The sequence below is a fragment of the Paenibacillus cellulositrophicus genome, from assembly GCF_009363095.1.
GTDB lineage: Bacteria > Bacillota > Bacilli > Paenibacillales > Paenibacillaceae > Paenibacillus_AQ > Paenibacillus_AQ favisporus.
Genome location: NZ_CP045295.1, coordinates 4,439,756 through 4,457,450, shown reverse-complemented (window position 1 = coordinate 4,457,450; position 17,695 = coordinate 4,439,756). Strand labels below are relative to the sequence as shown.

The 17,695-nt window shown below is 50.8% G+C and carries 16 protein-coding genes; 8 read left to right on the top strand and 8 right to left on the bottom strand.

All coding sequences use genetic code 11. The annotated features are described in order from the left end of the window. Nucleotides 1-120: 120 nt before the first annotated feature. The gene (locus GCU45_RS19975; RefSeq protein WP_076176203.1) at nt 121-1,581 is read right to left on the bottom strand and encodes an MFS transporter; all 1,461 of its coding nucleotides are present in this window, start codon (nt 1,579-1,581) and stop codon (nt 121-123) included. A 174-nt stretch (nt 1,582-1,755) separates the two neighbouring features. Here GCU45_RS19975 and GCU45_RS19970 point away from each other — a divergent pair, with 174 nt between their 5' ends. Next, nucleotides 1,756-2,184 carry a MarR family winged helix-turn-helix transcriptional regulator gene (locus GCU45_RS19970; RefSeq protein WP_152400057.1) on the top strand — a complete coding sequence of 143 codons (429 nt, stop codon included), beginning with the start codon at nt 1,756-1,758 and terminating at the stop codon, nt 2,182-2,184. Nucleotides 2,185-2,295: 111 nt separating this feature from the next. Here GCU45_RS19970 and GCU45_RS19965 read toward each other — a convergent pair whose 3' ends face one another. Then, nucleotides 2,296-4,014 (bottom strand): ABC transporter ATP-binding protein, encoded by a 1,719-nt coding sequence (locus tag GCU45_RS19965; protein WP_152400056.1) that lies wholly within the window; start codon nt 4,012-4,014, stop codon nt 2,296-2,298. Nucleotides 4,015-4,042: 28 nt separating this feature from the next. Then, nucleotides 4,043-4,396, bottom strand: coding sequence for a VOC family protein (locus GCU45_RS19960; protein ID WP_152400055.1), 354 nt, complete (start codon nt 4,394-4,396; stop codon nt 4,043-4,045). Nucleotides 4,397-4,671: 275 nt separating this feature from the next. Here GCU45_RS19960 and GCU45_RS19955 point away from each other — a divergent pair, with 275 nt between their 5' ends. From GCU45_RS19955 to GCU45_RS19945, 3 genes are all read left to right on the top strand, one after another. After that, a complete protein-coding gene (locus tag GCU45_RS19955) occupies nt 4,672-5,814 on the top strand; it encodes a tyrosine-protein phosphatase (protein ID WP_244364166.1) in 1,143 nt (380 codons plus the stop codon). A gap of 227 nt (nt 5,815-6,041) precedes the next feature. After that, entirely contained in the window at nt 6,042-7,115 is a 1,074-nt protein-coding gene (locus GCU45_RS19950) for an SPFH domain-containing protein (protein ID WP_152400054.1), read from the top strand. A gap of 12 nt (nt 7,116-7,127) precedes the next feature. After that, nucleotides 7,128-8,225 (top strand): hypothetical protein, encoded by a 1,098-nt coding sequence (locus GCU45_RS19945; protein ID WP_152400053.1) that lies wholly within the window; start codon nt 7,128-7,130, stop codon nt 8,223-8,225. A gap of 106 nt (nt 8,226-8,331) precedes the next feature. On the opposite strand, the gene GCU45_RS19940 is transcribed toward GCU45_RS19945, so the two are convergent. After that, nucleotides 8,332-8,685, bottom strand: a complete 354-nt coding sequence (locus GCU45_RS19940) for a winged helix-turn-helix transcriptional regulator (RefSeq protein WP_105445333.1) — start codon at nt 8,683-8,685, stop codon at nt 8,332-8,334. A gap of 197 nt (nt 8,686-8,882) precedes the next feature. Between GCU45_RS19940 and GCU45_RS19935 the strand changes: the two genes are divergently transcribed. Beyond that, nucleotides 8,883-10,298, top strand: coding sequence for an MFS transporter (locus GCU45_RS19935; protein ID WP_152400052.1), 1,416 nt, complete (start codon nt 8,883-8,885; stop codon nt 10,296-10,298). A 77-nt stretch (nt 10,299-10,375) separates the two neighbouring features. Here GCU45_RS19935 and GCU45_RS19930 read toward each other — a convergent pair whose 3' ends face one another. Continuing rightward, nucleotides 10,376-10,759 carry a cupredoxin domain-containing protein gene (locus tag GCU45_RS19930; RefSeq protein WP_152400051.1) on the bottom strand — a complete coding sequence of 128 codons (384 nt, stop codon included), beginning with the start codon at nt 10,757-10,759 and terminating at the stop codon, nt 10,376-10,378. A gap of 260 nt (nt 10,760-11,019) precedes the next feature. Between GCU45_RS19930 and katA the strand changes: the two genes are divergently transcribed. After that, entirely contained in the window at nt 11,020-12,477 is a 1,458-nt protein-coding gene (gene katA / locus GCU45_RS19925) for a catalase KatA (protein ID WP_208837155.1), read from the top strand. Between the two features lie 69 nt (nt 12,478-12,546). Here the strand turns inward: katA and GCU45_RS19920 are convergent, their stop codons facing one another. Next, nucleotides 12,547-13,497 carry a ring-cleaving dioxygenase gene (locus GCU45_RS19920; RefSeq protein WP_167527278.1) on the bottom strand — a complete coding sequence of 317 codons (951 nt, stop codon included), beginning with the start codon at nt 13,495-13,497 and terminating at the stop codon, nt 12,547-12,549. Between the two features lie 361 nt (nt 13,498-13,858). Here GCU45_RS19920 and GCU45_RS19915 point away from each other — a divergent pair, with 361 nt between their 5' ends. Both GCU45_RS19915 and GCU45_RS19910 read left to right on the top strand, forming a co-directional pair. Then, nucleotides 13,859-14,287: a hypothetical protein gene (locus GCU45_RS19915; RefSeq protein WP_152400048.1), complete on the top strand. Its 429-nt coding sequence runs from the start codon at nt 13,859-13,861 to the stop codon at nt 14,285-14,287. Beyond that, on the top strand, nt 14,280-15,521 hold the full coding sequence (locus GCU45_RS19910; RefSeq protein WP_152400047.1) for an MFS transporter: 1,242 nt from the start codon (nt 14,280-14,282) through the stop codon (nt 15,519-15,521). Before GCU45_RS19915 ends, GCU45_RS19910 begins: the two co-directional genes overlap by 8 nt. Nucleotides 15,522-15,647: 126 nt before the next feature. Here GCU45_RS19910 and GCU45_RS19905 read toward each other — a convergent pair whose 3' ends face one another. Further along, nucleotides 15,648-17,480 (bottom strand): amidohydrolase, encoded by a 1,833-nt coding sequence (locus tag GCU45_RS19905; RefSeq protein WP_152400046.1) that lies wholly within the window; start codon nt 17,478-17,480, stop codon nt 15,648-15,650. 25 nt (nt 17,481-17,505) lie between these two features. Then, a complete protein-coding gene (locus GCU45_RS19900) occupies nt 17,506-17,691 on the bottom strand; it encodes a XapX domain-containing protein (protein ID WP_076176227.1) in 186 nt (61 codons plus the stop codon). Nucleotides 17,692-17,695 lie beyond the last annotated feature (4 nt).

The following is a 17,695-nucleotide window of genomic DNA, read 5'->3' as shown; positions in this document are numbered from 1 at the left end:
TTTGTTGCGCTATAAAGGAATTTGAATCTCCGAAGTTAATACTTTCTTATACCTAAAAAAACAACCGTCCTTTTTCGGACGGTTGTTTTCAGTATTAAACTGGATTTTTCATCTTAAAAATTAAGCCTTTACCTCCCGGCGCTTCCCCGCCTTCGCCCGGTACATGCGCCAGCCCGTTAAGGCGGCGGCCACCAGGCAGATGCAGGCTGACGTGCTGAACACGGCGTGCATGCCGCTTAAGAAAATGTCGGGATGCCCCGGCACCAGCCCGGTCACCCGCCGGCCGGCGCGGAGGCTCATGACGTGGAACAAAATCGTCGTTGCGACAGTGATGCCGACGACCATGCCCACGTTCCGCACCAAAGAGTTGACGCTCCCGGCTGAGCCGAGCTGCGTGCGCGGCACTTGGGACATGACGAGCGAGTTGTTCGGCGACTGGAACAGGCCGCTGCCGATGCCGAGCATGGCGATCCACAGCCCGACGAGCACGAGACGGCTTCCTTCATGCAGCCAGGCCAAGCCGAATTGGGCGATCACCATCACGACCAAGCCGGCAAAGGTGAGAAGCTCCGAGCCGATTTTGTCCGATAAAGCGCCGCTCACCGGCGCCACGATGACCATGCAGATCGGGAAGAGCATCAGCAGGAAGCCGGCGGCAAACGGTGATAAATTCAGCATGTTCTGGGCGTAAAACGGCGCGATGATGTTGAAGCAGAAATTGGCCGTAAAGACGAGAAAGCCGCACAGAATGCTGATGGAGAAGAGGGGATTTTTAAACAGCGACAGATCCAGCAGCGCGTCCTTGCGAACCGCTTCGGTGCGAAGGAAGATGACCAACGCCACCAGCGCGACGGCAAGAGCGAGCAGAATCCAGACGTTGCCGTATCCGGCCTGCTGGCCGAGCAGCAGTCCTGCGAACAAGGTGATGATAAATACCGCGAACAGCGAGCTTCCCGGCACGTCGATCTTGGCCTTGACCCGGATCAAATCCGCCGGCAGCACCTTCCACCCCATAATGATCGCGATCAAACCGATCGGTACGTTAACCCAGAAAATGTACTCCCACCCAAGCGATGAAATGATGATGCCGCCTAAGGATGGCCCGGCAATGCTCCCGAGAGAAACGAACGTGCCGATCAGCCCCAGCGCTCTCCCACGCTCCTTCGCCGGGAAAATATCAGTCAGAATCCCCTGGCTGTTCGCCATCGTCATCGAAGCTCCAAGCGCCTGAATGACCCGTGAGACGATGAGGAACGGCAGCGTTGTACTGAACCCGCACAGCAGCGATCCGATAATGAAAATGATCGTGCCGATTTTAAAAATACGGATCTTGCCTGCGATATCCCCCAATTTTCCGAAGAAAAGAATGACCGCGCAGATCGCCATCAGGTACCCCGTCGTCACCCATTCGATCTGGGCGATCGGCAATCCCATCTGTTTGGACAGCACCGGCAGGGCGATGTTGACGATGCTTCCGTCCAGTGTGGACATAAATGTAAATAAATTCAGAACAATGAGGATGATCCAGCGCTTCTTCTGGATATTCGCATCCTCTTGGTACGTCCGCTGTATTGAACTCATGTGGTACCTCCTGCTCCTGTTCATCATTATTAGTTGCACGCGCAACTAATTGGCAGTAACAGTGTACCTTATATTAGTTGCGCTTGCAACCATTTTGAGATAAAATATTTGCTGAACTTGAGTTTATCGTTCCCGTTGTCCCTCCACTTCATGATGAAAGAAGGTGCCGATGTAATGCCGAACAAAGAACCGATTGGCAAGCTGATCTCGTACATCCATCGCCAGAACCAGAAAAGGCTCGCCAAGGAACTGGCTCCTTACGGCATCGGCGGCGGCGGACAGCACAGCTTCCTGAAGGCCATCCTGCATCGACCGGGAATTACGCAGGAACAGCTGACCCAGCAGTTGAAATTCGACAAGGCCACCACGGCCCGTTCCATTAAACAGCTGGAGGCGTCTGGTTATATCGAGCGCAAGCCGGACCCGGATGACCGGCGTTCCCAGCTGCTGTATCCCACCTCCAAAGGCAAGGAAGTACAGCCTCACCTGCAGGAGATCCTGGATGAGCACAACCGGATCTTGACCCTGCATCTGACCCCGGAAGAATATGATCAGCTGATCTCGCTGCTGCACAAAGTCAGCTTGGCCCATAACGAGGAGTAAATACAAAGGAGCCCCACGAGGATCGTGGAGCTCCTTTGTGATGATAAAAGTAGGAGAATTGGCTTCCTTATATCGCAAGAAAAACTTTCGCTAATTCGGTTCAATCCGATATTACGAATGCTGCGACTGGGCCATGTGCAGCCGGCTGTATATGCCGCCAGCGGCAATCAGCTCCTGGTGCATGCCTTCCTCGGCAATACCCTGTTCATTCACGACCATAATGCGGTCCGCGTTGCGGATCGTCGTCAGCCGGTGAGCGATGACCAGTGTCGTGCGCCCCTGCGACAGCTCGGTCAGCGCCTGCTGAATGGCGGCTTCCGTCTCGGTGTCGAGCGCCGACGTTGCCTCGTCCAGAATCAGGATCGGCGGGTTCTTCAGAAACATCCGGGCGATCGATAAGCGCTGCTTTTGTCCGCCCGACAGCTTCACACCCCGCTCGCCGATCACCGTATCCATGCCCTCCGGCATGGAGCGGATCACTTCGGCCAGCGATGCGCGTTCCGCCGCCTTCCAAATTTCCTCATCGGTGGCATTCAAATTGCCGTATGCGATATTTTCCTTCACCGTGCCGGAGAACAGGAACACATCCTGCTGCACGATGCCGATGTGCCGCCGCAGCGAATCCAGCTTGATGTCCCGGATATCGATGCCGTCGATCGTAATCCGTCCCCCATCCAGCTCATAGAAGCGCGGCAGCAGGCTGCAGATCGTCGTTTTCCCCGCTCCGGAAGGACCGACGAACGCGACGGTCTCCCCCGCCCGGATCGACAGATCGATGTTGTTCAGGATCGGTTTGGCCGGATCATAACCGAAAGTGACGCCTTCGTAACGGATATTGCCTACAACCCGATCCAATTCCACTGCATCCGGAGCGTCCGCAATATCTGGCTCGGTATTCATAATTTCCAAATACCGTCGAAAGCCCGCGATGCCTTTCGGGTAGCTTTCGATGACCGCATTGATCTTTTCGATCGGACGGAAAAAGACGTTGGACAGCAGCAGGAACGCCATGAACTCGCCCAGCTCGATCCGTCCGCTGAGGAAAAACCAGGCGCCGCACAGCATGACGAATACGGTGACGAGCCGCATCATCATGTAGGTGACCGACATGCTTTTCGCCATCGTCTTATAAGCCATCAGCTTGGTCTGGCGGAAGTTCTGGTTGTCGACGTCAAACAGCTTCTTCTCATGCTCCTCATTGGCAAAGGACTGCACGACGCGGATTCCGCCGACGTTGTCCTCGATCCGGGCGTTGAAATTCCCCACGTTCCCGAACAGCCGCCGGTACGTCGTGGTCATTCGTCCCCCGAAGTGAATGATCACCCAGGCCATGACCGGGATAATGATAAAGGTCAGCAGCGCCAGCTCCATGTTAATGGAAGCCATCAGCGCAAAGGAGCCAATCAGCGTCATGACCGCAATAAAGACATCCTCCGGCCCGTGGTGGGCCACCTCGCCGACGTCGTTCAGATCATTGGTGATCCGCCCGACCAAATGCCCGGTTTTATGATTGTCGAAGAAACGGAACGAGAGCTTCTGGATATGGTCGAACAGCTTTTTACGCATATCCGTTTCAATGTTGATGCCCAGCATATGACCCCAGTAGGTCACGATATACTGCAGCACCATATTGAGCCCGTAAATGGCCAGCAGCGCCAGACAGGCGACGACGATGATCGCCCAGTCCTTGCTGGGCAGCAGGTTATCGATAAAATGGCTGACGGCCAGCGGAAAGGCCAGCTCCAGCAGCCCGGCGAACACCGCGCACACGAAATCAAGGATAAACAGCCCCTTGTACGGCTTGTAGTACGCGAAAAACCTTCGAATCATGGATGTATCACACTTCCTTGTTGTTATTTTACGGCTTGTGGGCCAGGATATTGATCAGTTTCCCAAAAGGATCCCGTACATAAAAACGGCGCACGCCCCACGGCTCATCCGCCGGACCGTATTCGATCTGAAAGCCCGCCTGCTTCATGCGGTTCAGAGCCTCGTCGACGTCATCCACTTCAATGGACAGGTCCGGCACCGGGGTACCCGAGCCCCCTTCCGATGCGACGCTGACCTGAACATCCATACGGGCATCGGTCCCATAGGTGGCGATCCATCCGTGGTCCATCCACTTCTCCAAACCGAGCACGTCCTCATAAAAAGTACGGGCGGCCGCCAGATCGTCCGTATTGATGTTCGTGACAATCCGTTTTACTTTCATCTCCATCCCCCCCTGTTCCTTTTACTTCCAAGTAACTATTCGACATTGGTCGGGAACCCCCTCCCTGTATGCCGAATTTCTTCTGCTCTGACCCACATCCGTCAGCATTCTGTCTCATGGTTCGTTTAAATCTGACACCTTTATCGTCAATTATGTAAATACTGACACAATTTTACCTTCCGCTGATGCTCGGATAACATGATGCCAACACTTCTCCCCCATCATAAAGAGGACAACATGCATTTTTCTAAGACCAGAGGGGGAGAACAACGACAATGATGAAAAAAACGATTCTGCTGGGCACGGCCCTGCTGCTTTCGGCTGCGCCGCTGTCGGCAGCCATGGCCAGCGCAGCTGCACCTGCGGGCAAAGCACCCGCGTCCGGCATTCAAGCCAAGGCCAAGCAGGGCAGCTTTACCGGGGCTGCCGTGGAACGGGCCAAAGACGGTACGCTGACGCTGCACTGGCAGACCACCGCCAATCTGGGACCGGTTAAAGTTTACTGGAGCCAGAGTCCGGACAGCGGCTGGAAAGAGCTCGCCCGGACCTACGCCTCGTTTGGCGGACTGCGAACGAAGGATCCGAATCCGGGCAGCCGGGTTTACTTTAAAGTGAAGGCAGCGAGCGGCGCCGTCATCACAACCGCCGAGCGCCTGCTGCCGCTCCAAGGCGCCACCAACTTCCGCGATCTCGGCGGCTACAAAACGGCGGAAGGCAAAACGGTCAAATGGGGCAAGCTGTTCCGCTCGGATGAACTCGCCGGCCTGACGGCAAGCGACATCGCCTATTTGCAGAAGAGCGGCCTGAAGACGATCGTGGACTATCGCACGGACGATGAAGTGAAGTCCAAGCCCGATCCGGCGATTCCCGGCGCTGCCTATGTCCGCAACCCGGTCTTCGGCCAATCCGGCAGCGGCACCGACATCATGAGCTTCATGGCGAGCGGCGAATTCGACAAAATGGGCAAGCCCGGCGACGTGCTGACCGCCGCCAACCGCGACATGGTCGACTCCCCTTCGGCTTACGTGAAATTGTTCGATATGATGCTGGATCCGGCATCCGCGGCGCTCGTACAGCACTGCACCGCGGGTAAAGACCGCACCGGCCTCGGATCGGCATTGATGCTGCTCGCGCTCGGCGTTCCGAAAGAAACCGTAGTGCAGGATTTCCTGCTCAGCAACAAGTACCGCGAAGCGTACAACAAGGCGGCTGTGGATGCCATGGTGAAGCAGTTTAACCTGACGGACGAGAATGCGATTGAAGTCATCAAAGCGTTAATGGACGTCCGCCCGGAATATATCAACGCCGCTTTCGACGAAATGGCCAAGAAATACGGCTCGATCCAGGGCTTCCTGGAAAAAGGCTTGGGGCTAAGCAAAGACGAGCAGGCGAAGCTGAAGCGGATGTATCTCGAATAGTCGCCTATCCCGGTTCTCCGGATGCGAACATAAAGACGACCTGTATGGATGAAGCCATACAGGTCGTTCTTTTTATTAGACATAAGAATGTGTAAACTTCCCCTATCATCCCCGACCTATTTTGTCCAATGGTGGCGTATGGTGCTGAACCTTCGCCGATTCGTTGAGACGGACAAACCGGAATCACGTATAATGGAGATAACTGGAATAAAGATGGAGGTTGAACGATGGGTTTGTTTTCTTTTATTAAAGGCCAATTTATCGAGGTTATTGAATGGACGGACAACACCAATGAAATCGTGCACCAGTTTCCGGTCTACGACAAAGCGATCAAAATGGGTGCGAGGCTAACGGTGCGGGAATCGCAGGCCGCGATTTTTCTGAACGAGGGCCAGATCGCCGATGTATTCGGCCCAGGCACGTATACCTTAAGCACGCAGAACATGCCGGTTCTGACGGCGTTAAAGTCATGGAAATATGCATTCAATTCACCGTTTAAGGCGGATGTGTATTTTGTAAACACGCGTAACTTCACGGATCAGAAATGGGGAACGACCAACCCCATCATGATGCGGGATCCCGAATTCGGAGCCATCCGGATGCGGGGATTCGGCAGCTACGCGTTCCGCGTGCAAGACCCGGCATTGTTTCTTAAAGAAATCTTCGGGACCCAGTCCTCATTCGGTTCGGATCAAATCGGCGGTTATCTCAAGTCGGTGATCGTGTCCGGTGTGAGCGACCTGATTGGCGAGGCCAAAATTCCGATCATGGATATTGCGGTGCAGTACGACGAGCTGAGCTCCGCCCTCCGGACCAAGCTGGAGCCGATTTTCAATGGCATGGGTCTGTCCCTGTCCGGATTTTTTATCGAAAACATCTCCTTACCAGAAGAAGTCGAAAAAATGATCGACCGGAAATCATCCATGAGCATTGCTGGCAATCTCGATCAGTACATGAAGTTTCAGGCCGCCGAATCGCTTCGCGATGCAGCCAACAATCCCGACAGCGGGCTCGCTGGCGCCGGGGCAAGCCTCGGGGCGGGCATGGCCATGGGGCAAATGTTCAATCAAGCGATGAAGCCTTCGGCGGATGCTGTGGAGCCCCAGCCAGCCGCTCCTGCCCATCCGGCGTCCCCCGTTGATACCGAGCCCTGCGCCCAATGCGGACACGGGCTCAAGGCCTCCGAGAAATTTTGCCCGGAATGCGGTACGCCGCGGCCGGAGAAAAAATTTTGCACAGAGTGTGGGGGCAGCTTAAGCAGCACGATGAAGTTCTGTCCGAGCTGCGGCAATAAAGTGTAGAGGAGAGCGCTTATGTCCGTCGAAGCACCGATCCGCTTCCCCTGCTCGGGCTGCGGGGCGCAAATGATTTTTGATACCGAAACCCAGCAGATGAAATGCACGTATTGCGGAAGCCTGGCTCCCATTGAACAGCCCCGATATCCGTCCGAGCCCACCGAATATGAACTGGATTTTGCGGATGAACAAGACCAGGCCTTGAAAGACTGGGGGACCGAGCAGCAGGCGGTCCAATGCGAAAACTGCGGGGCCCAGATGCTCCTGCCTGCCGCGCAGACGGCGGTTCTATGCGCATTTTGCGGTTCCCCCAAGGTCCTGCCCCAAGGGGATCCGGACAGCATACGGCCCGAATCCATCATCCCCTTTCACATCTCGAAGGATGAGGCGAACGCCCTGTTCCTGAAGTGGAAGAAGAAAAAATGGTTCGTGCCGGGCGCCTTCAAAAAGCAGCAGACCCGCTCGAATGTTTCCGGCATTTATGTCCCCTTCTGGACCTTTGATGCCCAAACTGATTCCGATTATTCGGCAGAGGTGGGAACCTATCATTATCGCACTGAGACACGTACCCGGACTGTTGACGGGAAAACAGAGACGTACGAGGAGCAGGTTCGGTACACCGTATGGCATTGGACATCCGGCTCTTACGAGCGATTTTTCAACGATGTGCTTGTTCCTGCTTCCAAACAACACGACACCCGCCTGATGGAGCAGTTTGACGATTTCAGCCTGGAGGACCTTCGACCATACAAGCCTGAATATTTAAGCGGTTTTGTGGCGGAAAGGTATACCGTGCCTCTGCGTGAGGGTTGGAGCGACGCGGTATCCCGGATGGACGACAGCCTGGAAGATTCGATACGCCGGCAAATCGGCGGGGACGAACTGCGCAACCTCAGCATCGATACCCAATACTCCGAGCGGACCTACAAGCATATTCTGCTGCCGCTTTGGAATGCCTCTTACACGTATAAAGAGAAAACTTATCGGTATATGGTCAACGGGGAGACGGGCAGCATCAGCGGCAAGGTCCCGCGCAGCGGATGGAAAATTACGTTTTTCACCCTTTTCTGCGTGCTTGTGGTTGCCGCCATTATTTTGTATTTTTATCAATCCTAAGTGTGCCTGTTGGTCGGATTCATAACATTCGCCAATCATAAAATAGAATGAAAAAAGAGTTCAGCCTGGTTGCTGAGCTCTTTTTTAAGTTTCTTCGCGGCTTACATCACATGTTCGAGCTTGCCTGGTTCTCAGTTGATCCCTGGATGTACCGCTCTCCCCATTCGCACATCACATCGATGACCGGCCGAAGGGACTGGCCCAGCTCGCTCAATTCGTAAACGACTTTCGGCGGGACTTGGTTGTATACCGTCCGGATGATGACCCCATCCTCCTCCAACTCTCTAAGCTGCTGAGTCAGCATTTTTTGCGTGATGCCCGGGGTCAACTTTTTCAGCTCGCTCGTTCGTTTCGCTCCATAGGTTAAATGGCATAAAATGAGCGTTTTCCATTTCCCCCCGATGACTTCAAGGGTCGCTTCTATCGGTATATTAAAAGCTTGCGGCATACTCGTTTTCATGGCATTTTTTCCCCCGATCAAAATAGGTACTTTTTGGTTCCTATATTACCTTTTGGTGAAAATGACACAAAAAAGTGCGTACTTCTGTTCCTCGATTATATGATACATAATCTCCTTGTGCCAATAAGGAAATCGGCAGACCCGATCGTGCCGGTTCCGAAAATGGATGATTATTCATAATGAGGAGGACATATCGAATGAAGGCAAACGGTCAAACGTCTCAAAGTTCCGGCAAGCTTTCCTGGGGCTTATTGTTCGTTTTGTGCGGCGCAATTTTTCTGGAAGGGATCGACGTGTCGATGATGGGCGTGGCTCTGCCCTCGATCCGTGCTGAACTGGGCATGTCGACCGGTTCGCTGCAATGGGTAGTCAGCGCCTATGTACTGGGGTATGGCGGCTTCATGCTGCTGGGAGGCCGGGCAGCCGACCTGTTCGGGCGCCGAAAAATGTTTCTGCTATGGCTCACCGTTTTCTTTGCTTTCTCCGGGTTAGGCGGATTATCGACCGAAGGCTGGATGCTGATCACCGCCCGGTTTGTTACAGGCATTAGCGCTGCGTTCATGACTCCGGCCGGCTTATCCATCATCACGACAAGCTTTGCGGAGGGCACTGCACGTAACAAGGCCTTGCTCGTTTATGCCGGGACAGCGGCCGCCGGGTTTTCGCTCGGTCTTGTGGTCGGCGGCATCTTAAGCGAGATCAGCTGGCGGTGGGTTTTCTTCGGTCCGGTTCTATTGGCGTTTGTGATTCTTCTAACCGCGATTCGCCTCATACCGGCCTCTGGTCGGCCGGAGGCCTCCTCCAAAGGCTTCGATCTGGCCGGAGCAGTCAGTGTCACGGCGGCCATGCTGCTTCTGGTTTACGGTGTCGTGGAATCCTCCAACCTGGGCTGGAGCTGGACCGCCGGAATCCTGGCCTGCAGTGCCCTGCTTTTTGGTCTCTTCGCAACGATTGAACGACGCTCGGCTTCCCCCTTGGTACGCCTTGGCATATTTTCTGCCAGCTCACTCGTGCGGGCGAACCTGGGTGCCATGTTGTTTGCCGGCTCTTTTTTCGGGTTCCAGTTCGTGACGGTGCTCTACCTCCAAGAACTGCGCGGCTGGTCATCTCTTGAAACGGGTCTTGCCTTGCTCGCCGTCGGTGTCGATTCCATACTCGCACCTACCCTGACCCCCAAGCTGGTAAACCGTTTCGGCAATATTCCGGTGATTTTCGGCGGGTTCTGCCTCGCTGCATTAGCCTACGCCCTTTTTCTTCCCATCGGTTTGGACTGGACCTATGCAGCGATGTTCCCGACGATGATCCTGACGGGCCTCGCCTTTTCGCTGACTTATGGACCTTTAACCATCGCCGCCACGGACGGAATAGCGGAAGAAGAGCAGGGGCTCGCCAGCGGTTTATTGAATACCTCCTTCCAGTTTGGCGCCGCACTCGGTTTGGCGGTCGTGACCGCTGTGCAGATTGGTGCTACAGGTTTCGACAAATCCCCTCAAGCGATGCTCGACGGCTACCGCACAGCGATGATGGTTCCGATTGCCGCTTCCCTCCTAGGGATTGGCATTACCGCCCTCGGCCTTCGTAAACGCTCAGCAGAAAAATATGTAAACAGCTAAAAATAACGGTCCGCCCTGCATCGCAGGACGGACCTCTCATTTGTCTGCTTATCTATGTGTCGCGATCGCCAAAGCTTTTATTCAACGATAAGTTTAGCTTTCATATTGGCGTGGCCTGAGCCGCACATTGTGTTACAGAAGAGTTCATACGTCCCAGCCTCATTTATTGCCACAACCTCGGAATCACCGGAGCGCAGTTCTTTAATTCCAAGGCCTTTAAATGCAATACTATGGACGCCGGAGTCCGAATCTAACGTTAGCTTAACGGCTTCTCCTTTTTTAATTCGATACTCCGCTTTATCAAACTTCCAATTCGTTGCCTTGATCACGACTTCATTCGCTACTGTTTTTGACTCTTCACTAGGCGCTGATTGAACCATTTCATTTTTACCAGCTCCACATGCGGTAAGCAATATGACATACGCAACAATAATAACGGAAACCCAGGTTATACGAAACATGCTACCCCCTCCTTGTGATAGTAACAGCTTAAATCCTCCCACTCGTATCTATCAATAAGCCTTTGTCAATATCTGTCATGGGGATTTCTTATATCTGCGGGGAATTCAGCTCCTTTACCTCTTCTTACACTGACTTCTAAAAAGATATAAACGATAACTATGTCAAATATAGATAGACCGATATTGATCAAAATACAAAATGGATAATAAGATGTTTCTAATGTACTAATTTTACACATTGGGGGGTATTTAAATTGGAAATCAAACATGGCCAATTAACGACAAGTTGGGGGGCTCCGGTTGGAGATAACCAGAATTCTATGACCGCTGGCTCTCGAGGTCCAACACTCATTCAAGATGTCCATCTTCTTGAAAAGCTTGCCCATTTCAATCGTGAACGTGTCCCTGAGCGAGTTGTTCATGCCAAAGGTGCCGGTGCACACGGATATTTTGAAGTAACCCACGATGTGTCCTCATATACCAAAGCCGACTTTTTATCCGAGGTTGGTAAACGCACGCCCTTGTTTATCCGCTTCTCTACGGTTGCAGGCGAACTTGGCTCTGCAGATACCGTGCGTGACCCTCGTGGATTTGCCGTAAAGTTTTACACCGCAGAAGGGAACTATGACTTAGTAGGAAATAACACACCTGTCTTCTTCATAAGAGATGCCATTAAATTCCCGGATTTCATCCATACTCAGAAACGACATCCTCAAACCCACCTTAAAAATCCAAACGCAGTATGGGATTTCTGGTCATTGTCTCCCGAGTCCTTGCATCAAGTATCCATCTTGATGTCTGATCGCGGTATCCCTGCTACTTTACGTCATATGCATGGTTATGGAAGCCATACGTTTAAGTGGGTCAATGCAGATGGACAAGGAGTTTGGGTAAAATACCATTTCAAAACGGAACAGGGTGTTAAAAATCTGGATGTCGAACTAGCTGCTAAACTGGCCGGCGAAAATCCGGATTATCACATTGAGGATTTGTTTCATGCTATAGAAAAGGGAGACTTCCCCGCGTGGAAGTTGTATGTTCAAATCATGCCGCTTGAAGATGCAAATACTTATCGATTCGATCCATTCGATGTCACAAAAGTGTGGTCACAAAAAGACTACCCTCTTATCGAGGTTGGGCGTATGGTCCTCGATCGTAATCCGCAGAATTATTTCGCTGAAGTCGAACAAGCAACTTTCTCTCCTGGAGCATTCGTACCCGGTATTGAAGCTTCTCCGGATAAAATGCTTCAAGGCCGTTTATTCGCCTATGCCGATGCACACCGCTATCGAGTTGGAACAAATCATAACACGCTTCCTATTAATAAACCCGTTATCGAAGTGAATAACAATCAGCGTGACGGTCAAATGCGTTCTGATGGCAACGGAGGAAGTTCAATGTATTATGAACCGAATAGTTACAACGGAGTGACTGAATCTGCAGCATACAAGGCAGCTACGTTTGAGGTATCCGGTTCAGCCGACAGTGTCCCTTATGACCATGATGACCATTACACTCAACCTGGTGACTTGTATCGGTTACTTAGTGCAGAAGAACGCGGGCGCTTGGTAAACAATATTGTGAATGCCATGAAACCGGTTGAAAAGGATGAAATAAAACTTCGTCAAATCGCCCATTTTTATAAAGCCGATCCTGAATGGGGAAATGCGGTTGCTACGGGGCTTGGTTTAAGAGATATGGAGACTTTATCCTATTAAACAAAAAGCAGTTATCACAGCTAATCATAGCCTGTGTAACTGCTCTTTTTACGTTATCAAATGGGTGTTTCATTGCTTGATTGACTCCAATTCGCGCACTTGAATAGGTGGCAGGTTCTTTTCAATTTCAGCACGGCTGTCTTCAAACCATGACGGCAACATTAATGCTTCGCCTAGATGATCTTCAGGCTCATCATTTGCGAAACCCGGCGGATCTGTCGCAATTTCGAACAAAATGCCGCCTTGTTCACGAAAATAGATCGCATGAAAATACTGTCGGTCAATAATCGGTGTAGGATTTAAACCGCTACTTTCTACATGGCTTCGCCAGGCATCATGGTCTTCAAAATCCTTGGCTCGCCACGCGATATGGTGAACGGTGCCGCTACCTGGGATCCCCCATTCCATGGGCTCCGCATTCACATCAATGAGGTTGCCGATGTCCCCTTCAGCCTTATAGCGAATAAAGTCGCCATCCTGCCCTACCCTTTCAAGACCTAAAACGTCCTCAAGTACCTGCATGGTCTGGGTGGATGCAACACTGTATAGCACGGCGCCCCCAAATCCTTTGATCGCCTTATCCGCCGGGATACCTCCGAATGACCACGTGTTGAGCGCTCCGTCTTCCCGTTCAACAATTTCTAACTGCAGACCGTCAAGATCTAAAAATTCGATATAGTTTTCAGAAAAACGGGTGCTTTCCGTGAAGGAAATATCGAACGCCGTGAGGCGTGCTTTCCAAAAATCAATTGCGCCTATGGGTACCACGTACGTTGTTGTACCTACTTGTCCTCCTCCTATGCGGCCCTTGCGGGAAAGTTCGTGCGGGAAGAACGTCATTATCGTTCCGGGGCTGCCTTTTTCATTGCCGAAGTACAAATGGTATACCTCGGGTGCGTCAAAGTTAATTGTTTTTTTCACAAGACGAAGACCTAGAACTCCAGCATAAAAATCTACATTTCTCTGCGCATCCTTCACGAAACAAGTAATATGATGGATGCCTGCCGTTTTCTTTATGATATTCCCCATCCTTCCCAGACTCCTTCTGTTAGGTATTTTCGATCCTGCTAATAACTGAAAAGTACTCCTGATTCAAATCATAGAGAAAAGAGCAGCAGCGAACCATTCCATTATTTCTATACTTGCATAGCGAATTTACTATATCTTTTGTACGAAAAACCCATAATGCAAAAGGCCGAGGATTTTCCCAAGCCGTTGCGATGATTATAAGAAAAAGCTATATGAGACATAGAAATATCGATATTGATCGTGCGAACATCCGTTTATACGATTGTGTTACATATCCGGTTCTTGGAATTCAATAATCTATAGAACTCCTTGACTGGAGAATGAATCTCGTAAAATACAAAGGAGAGTTTGGATGGGAGTACGTTTTTTAAAAATGGCTGTTATTTATATTGTTCTCGGTATTGGCATTGGAATCTACATGGGCGCAACATTGAATTTTGCATTGACTAGCGTTCATGCCCACACCAACCTTTTCGGATGGGCTACTTTGGCCCTTTGCGGATTTACTTATCTGCGCTTTCCCAAAGCCGCAGCGTCCCGTCTGGCCCAATGGCACTTTTGGTTGCAGGGCACGGGCTTGCCAATCATGTTAGTCTCTCTGTCCTTTATTGCAAACGGCTATGATCAGGAATGGTTATCAACGATTAAACGTATAGGTGAATCCGTTGCCGGAAGCGGCATTCTTGTTTTTGCTGTCAACGTGTTTTTAAATGTGAAGGAAACCAATGCAGCTGTAACAAAAGGGACGCCTGCAGAAGAAAGGGGAATCACGATTGATTAATCCAGCAAAGCAAGCGGCACCACGTTATAACCTTACGACCCTGATTCTATTCTGGTGCTCATTAATTGTCGTCTCATCCCTATATTTAACGATCCCCCTGTTTCCCTTATTTGAGGACGTATTCCAGATTTCATCTTCCAAAGCTGCTTGGGCAGGAAGCGCCTTTTCATTTGCTTTTGCCGGCGGAGGACTCCTGTTCGGGGGGCTTTCCGACCGCTACGGACGGAAAAGAATGATGATATCCGGATTATGCCTGCTCGCGGTATCAACCCCTTTTATTGGAACGGTCCATGAGTTTCAGTGGCTTATTGTGCTGAGGGTTATCCAAGGATTGGCAGCATCCATGTTTCCCCCTTCTGTGTTAGCCTACGCAATAGAGATGTTCCCAACGAAAAAAAGGGTAACGATCCTCGGATTTATAAGCACCGCCTTTTTAATGGCCAGTATTGTTGGACAGATCTATAGCAGCACCGTCATATTGGAACTAAGCTGGAGATATGTATTTTACATCCTTGGCATCGTGTATTTTATTTCGTTTTTTCTGATTACCTTATGCGTACCCAAAGATATCATCCAGAAGCCGGAGGGCAATTTCTTTTCTCCGTTAAAGCGCATTGGCGGTATTTTCAAGAAAAAAAGCCTGCCCTTCTGTTACATCATTTCCTCAACTCTCTTTATTGCACTCGTCGGTTTTTTCTCTACGCTTGGAAGTTATCTAAGCAGCGCTCCCTTCAGTCTGAGCCACCAGGAAATCTTATGGGTTCGCGCAGCCGGTATCATCGGCATGCTCGTTTCTCCGTTTGATGGAAGGTTCGTTGCTAGGTTTGGCGTAAAAAATGTACTATGTTGCGGTCTGATCTTGGCCGGTATTGGCTTAGGTTTGGTTGGCGCCTGGGGGAACCTGACATTTTTAATCTTGGCGAGTATTGTTTTTGCAGCTGGTATAGCTATGGCTCTTCCCGCCTTGTTGTCTCTAATAGGCACTTTAGCTGGAGAGTTAAGAGCTAGCGCTCTTTCCTTCCATATGTTTATGCTATTCATCGGAGCCTCACTTGGCCCCATCGTCTCGGTTTATCTGACCGGCATCAAAGGTCATGTGTTCACTTTCGAGGTGTTGGCCGGATTACTGCTGCTAAGTACGATTGTCCCATTCTTCATTCGCTTAGAGAAAAAGGATACCGCCACCACCCCAATCAATCCGCCCAATCAAACTAACGTTGAGCATTATCATTAGGATGATGACTCCTGTTTTGATCGAAGCCACTGGTAAAATCTTCTAAACAAAAAGGAACAGTCCCCCATTTTTAATGAGGGACTGTTCCTTTTGTCTGACCTAGGATCGCCTTAGGTTTATTTACTTTTAGAAGACAAAGCAATCCAAGTCGCAGAAACCGCTGCCGTGATGATGGTTACACTTATGATGAAGATGGACCTGTTTAGGCGTATGGGCACCTGATCCACCACCTCCATATTCCGGTCCCTTGTAATAGCCGCCAAAGACATTATGCGGAGACCAGTCTGGGCTGGCTTTGGGAGCTGGAGGCGACAAAGACTGAAATTCGCTGGTACCGTAGACAATCTTACCACCTACGACTGTAAAGACAGATTCAATTTTTTTAATTGCTTCTTCCGAGACATGAAAGAAATTATCGGAAAGGATCGTAAAATCAGCATATTGACCCGGTTTGATCTGCCCTTTCACATCTTCTTCCTTTGAAAACCATGCATTCCCCGTCGTATACATCCGAAGCGCTTGGTGTCTCTCTACACGATTAGAAGCAGGATACAAGCTTAATCCTCCCAGTGTTTTGCCCGTCACTAGCCAATATAAGGCCACCCAAGGATTATAGCTTGCTACTCTGGTGGCATCCGTTCCCACACCAACGCGCAATCCGGACTTCATCATCTTGGTTATCGGAGGAGCATTCTCCGCTGCTTTTGCCCCATATCTTTCGACAAAATATTCCCCCTGGAAAGCCATTCGGCTTTGAACCGCGATCGAACCTCCTAATTCGACGACCCGCTCCAAATCCTTCTCATGGATCGTTTCGGCATGATCCAGAATCCAGCGCAAGTCTTTGAACGGCACCTCTTTGTTTACTCTTTCAAAAACATCAAGAAAACGTGTTATGGATTCTCCATAAGTGGCATGAAGACGAAACGGCCAACGTTGTTGAACGAGATGTTGGGTAACTTCAAAGAGTTCATCTTCGAGTACAGCTGGAAGCTCCGGACGAGGCTCAACAAAATCCTCAAAGTCTGCTGCGCTGTAAACAAGCATTTCACCTGCACCGTTATGACGATAATAAGAACTGCCCGTGTACGGCTGCGATGAAGCGGTCCATGCTTTAAAATCGTTTAATTCATTCTTGGGATGCTGAGTGAATAAATTATACGCCGTGCGAACCGTAATTTCTCCACGTCTATCCAGTTCCTCAAACACCTGATAGTCATCGGGATAGTTCTGAAAGCCCCCTCCAGCGTCGATAACGCTTGTCACACCAAATCGATTCAATTCCCTCATAAAGAGTCGGGTTGAATTCATTTGGTCCTCATAAGAAAGCTTTGGCCCTTTAGCTAAGGTGGCGTACAATATCGTTGCATTAGGCCTCGCGATGAGCATTCCTGTTGGATTGCCCCGGCTGTCCCTTTGGATTTCTCCGCCTGGCGGATTAGGTGTATCCTTCGTATACCCTATTACCCGTAAGGCAGCTTTATTCAAAAAGGCTTGACGGTAAAGATTAAGGATAAAAACGGGGGTTTCCGGAGCAATTCGATTGATTTCGTCTAGAGTTGGCATCCGGCGTTCGATGAATTGGAACTCCGTCCATCCGCCTACAACACGGACCCAATGAGGTGCTGGTGTACGATCAACCTGCTTTTTCAGCATTCGCAATGCATCCGCTACGGATGGCACTCCATCCCAGCGAAGTTCAAGGTTATAGTTGAGACCACCGCGAATGAGATGAATATGTGAATCGTTCAAGCCTGGTATCAACATTCGTTTGTTGGCGTTGACAACCTGCGTGGAGGATCCGACATATTTCATGATTTCGGCATCATCACCCACAGCCAGGAACTGGCCGTCCTTAACGGCAACTGCCGATGCGGTAGGATTTGCATCGTCCATCGTTACGATGCTGGCATTGTGAATGACTAGACTGGCCTCAACATCTTTCGTTTTTCTAGACATGATTCCGCTCTCCTTTTAGATTGCATTATTTGTGGTTTAGCCATTGCTGGATCCAGGGGATCAGCCGCTGGCCTACAAACATACCGGCGAGACCGAGCAGTCCTAAAAAAGGGGGTGCTGGCGAGGGGATCTTAAGCGATTGAAAAACAACGCCAATGACAATACCTGCGGCAAGGGCTAAGGCCATAGAACCTATAGAACCTGTGCTCATAGTC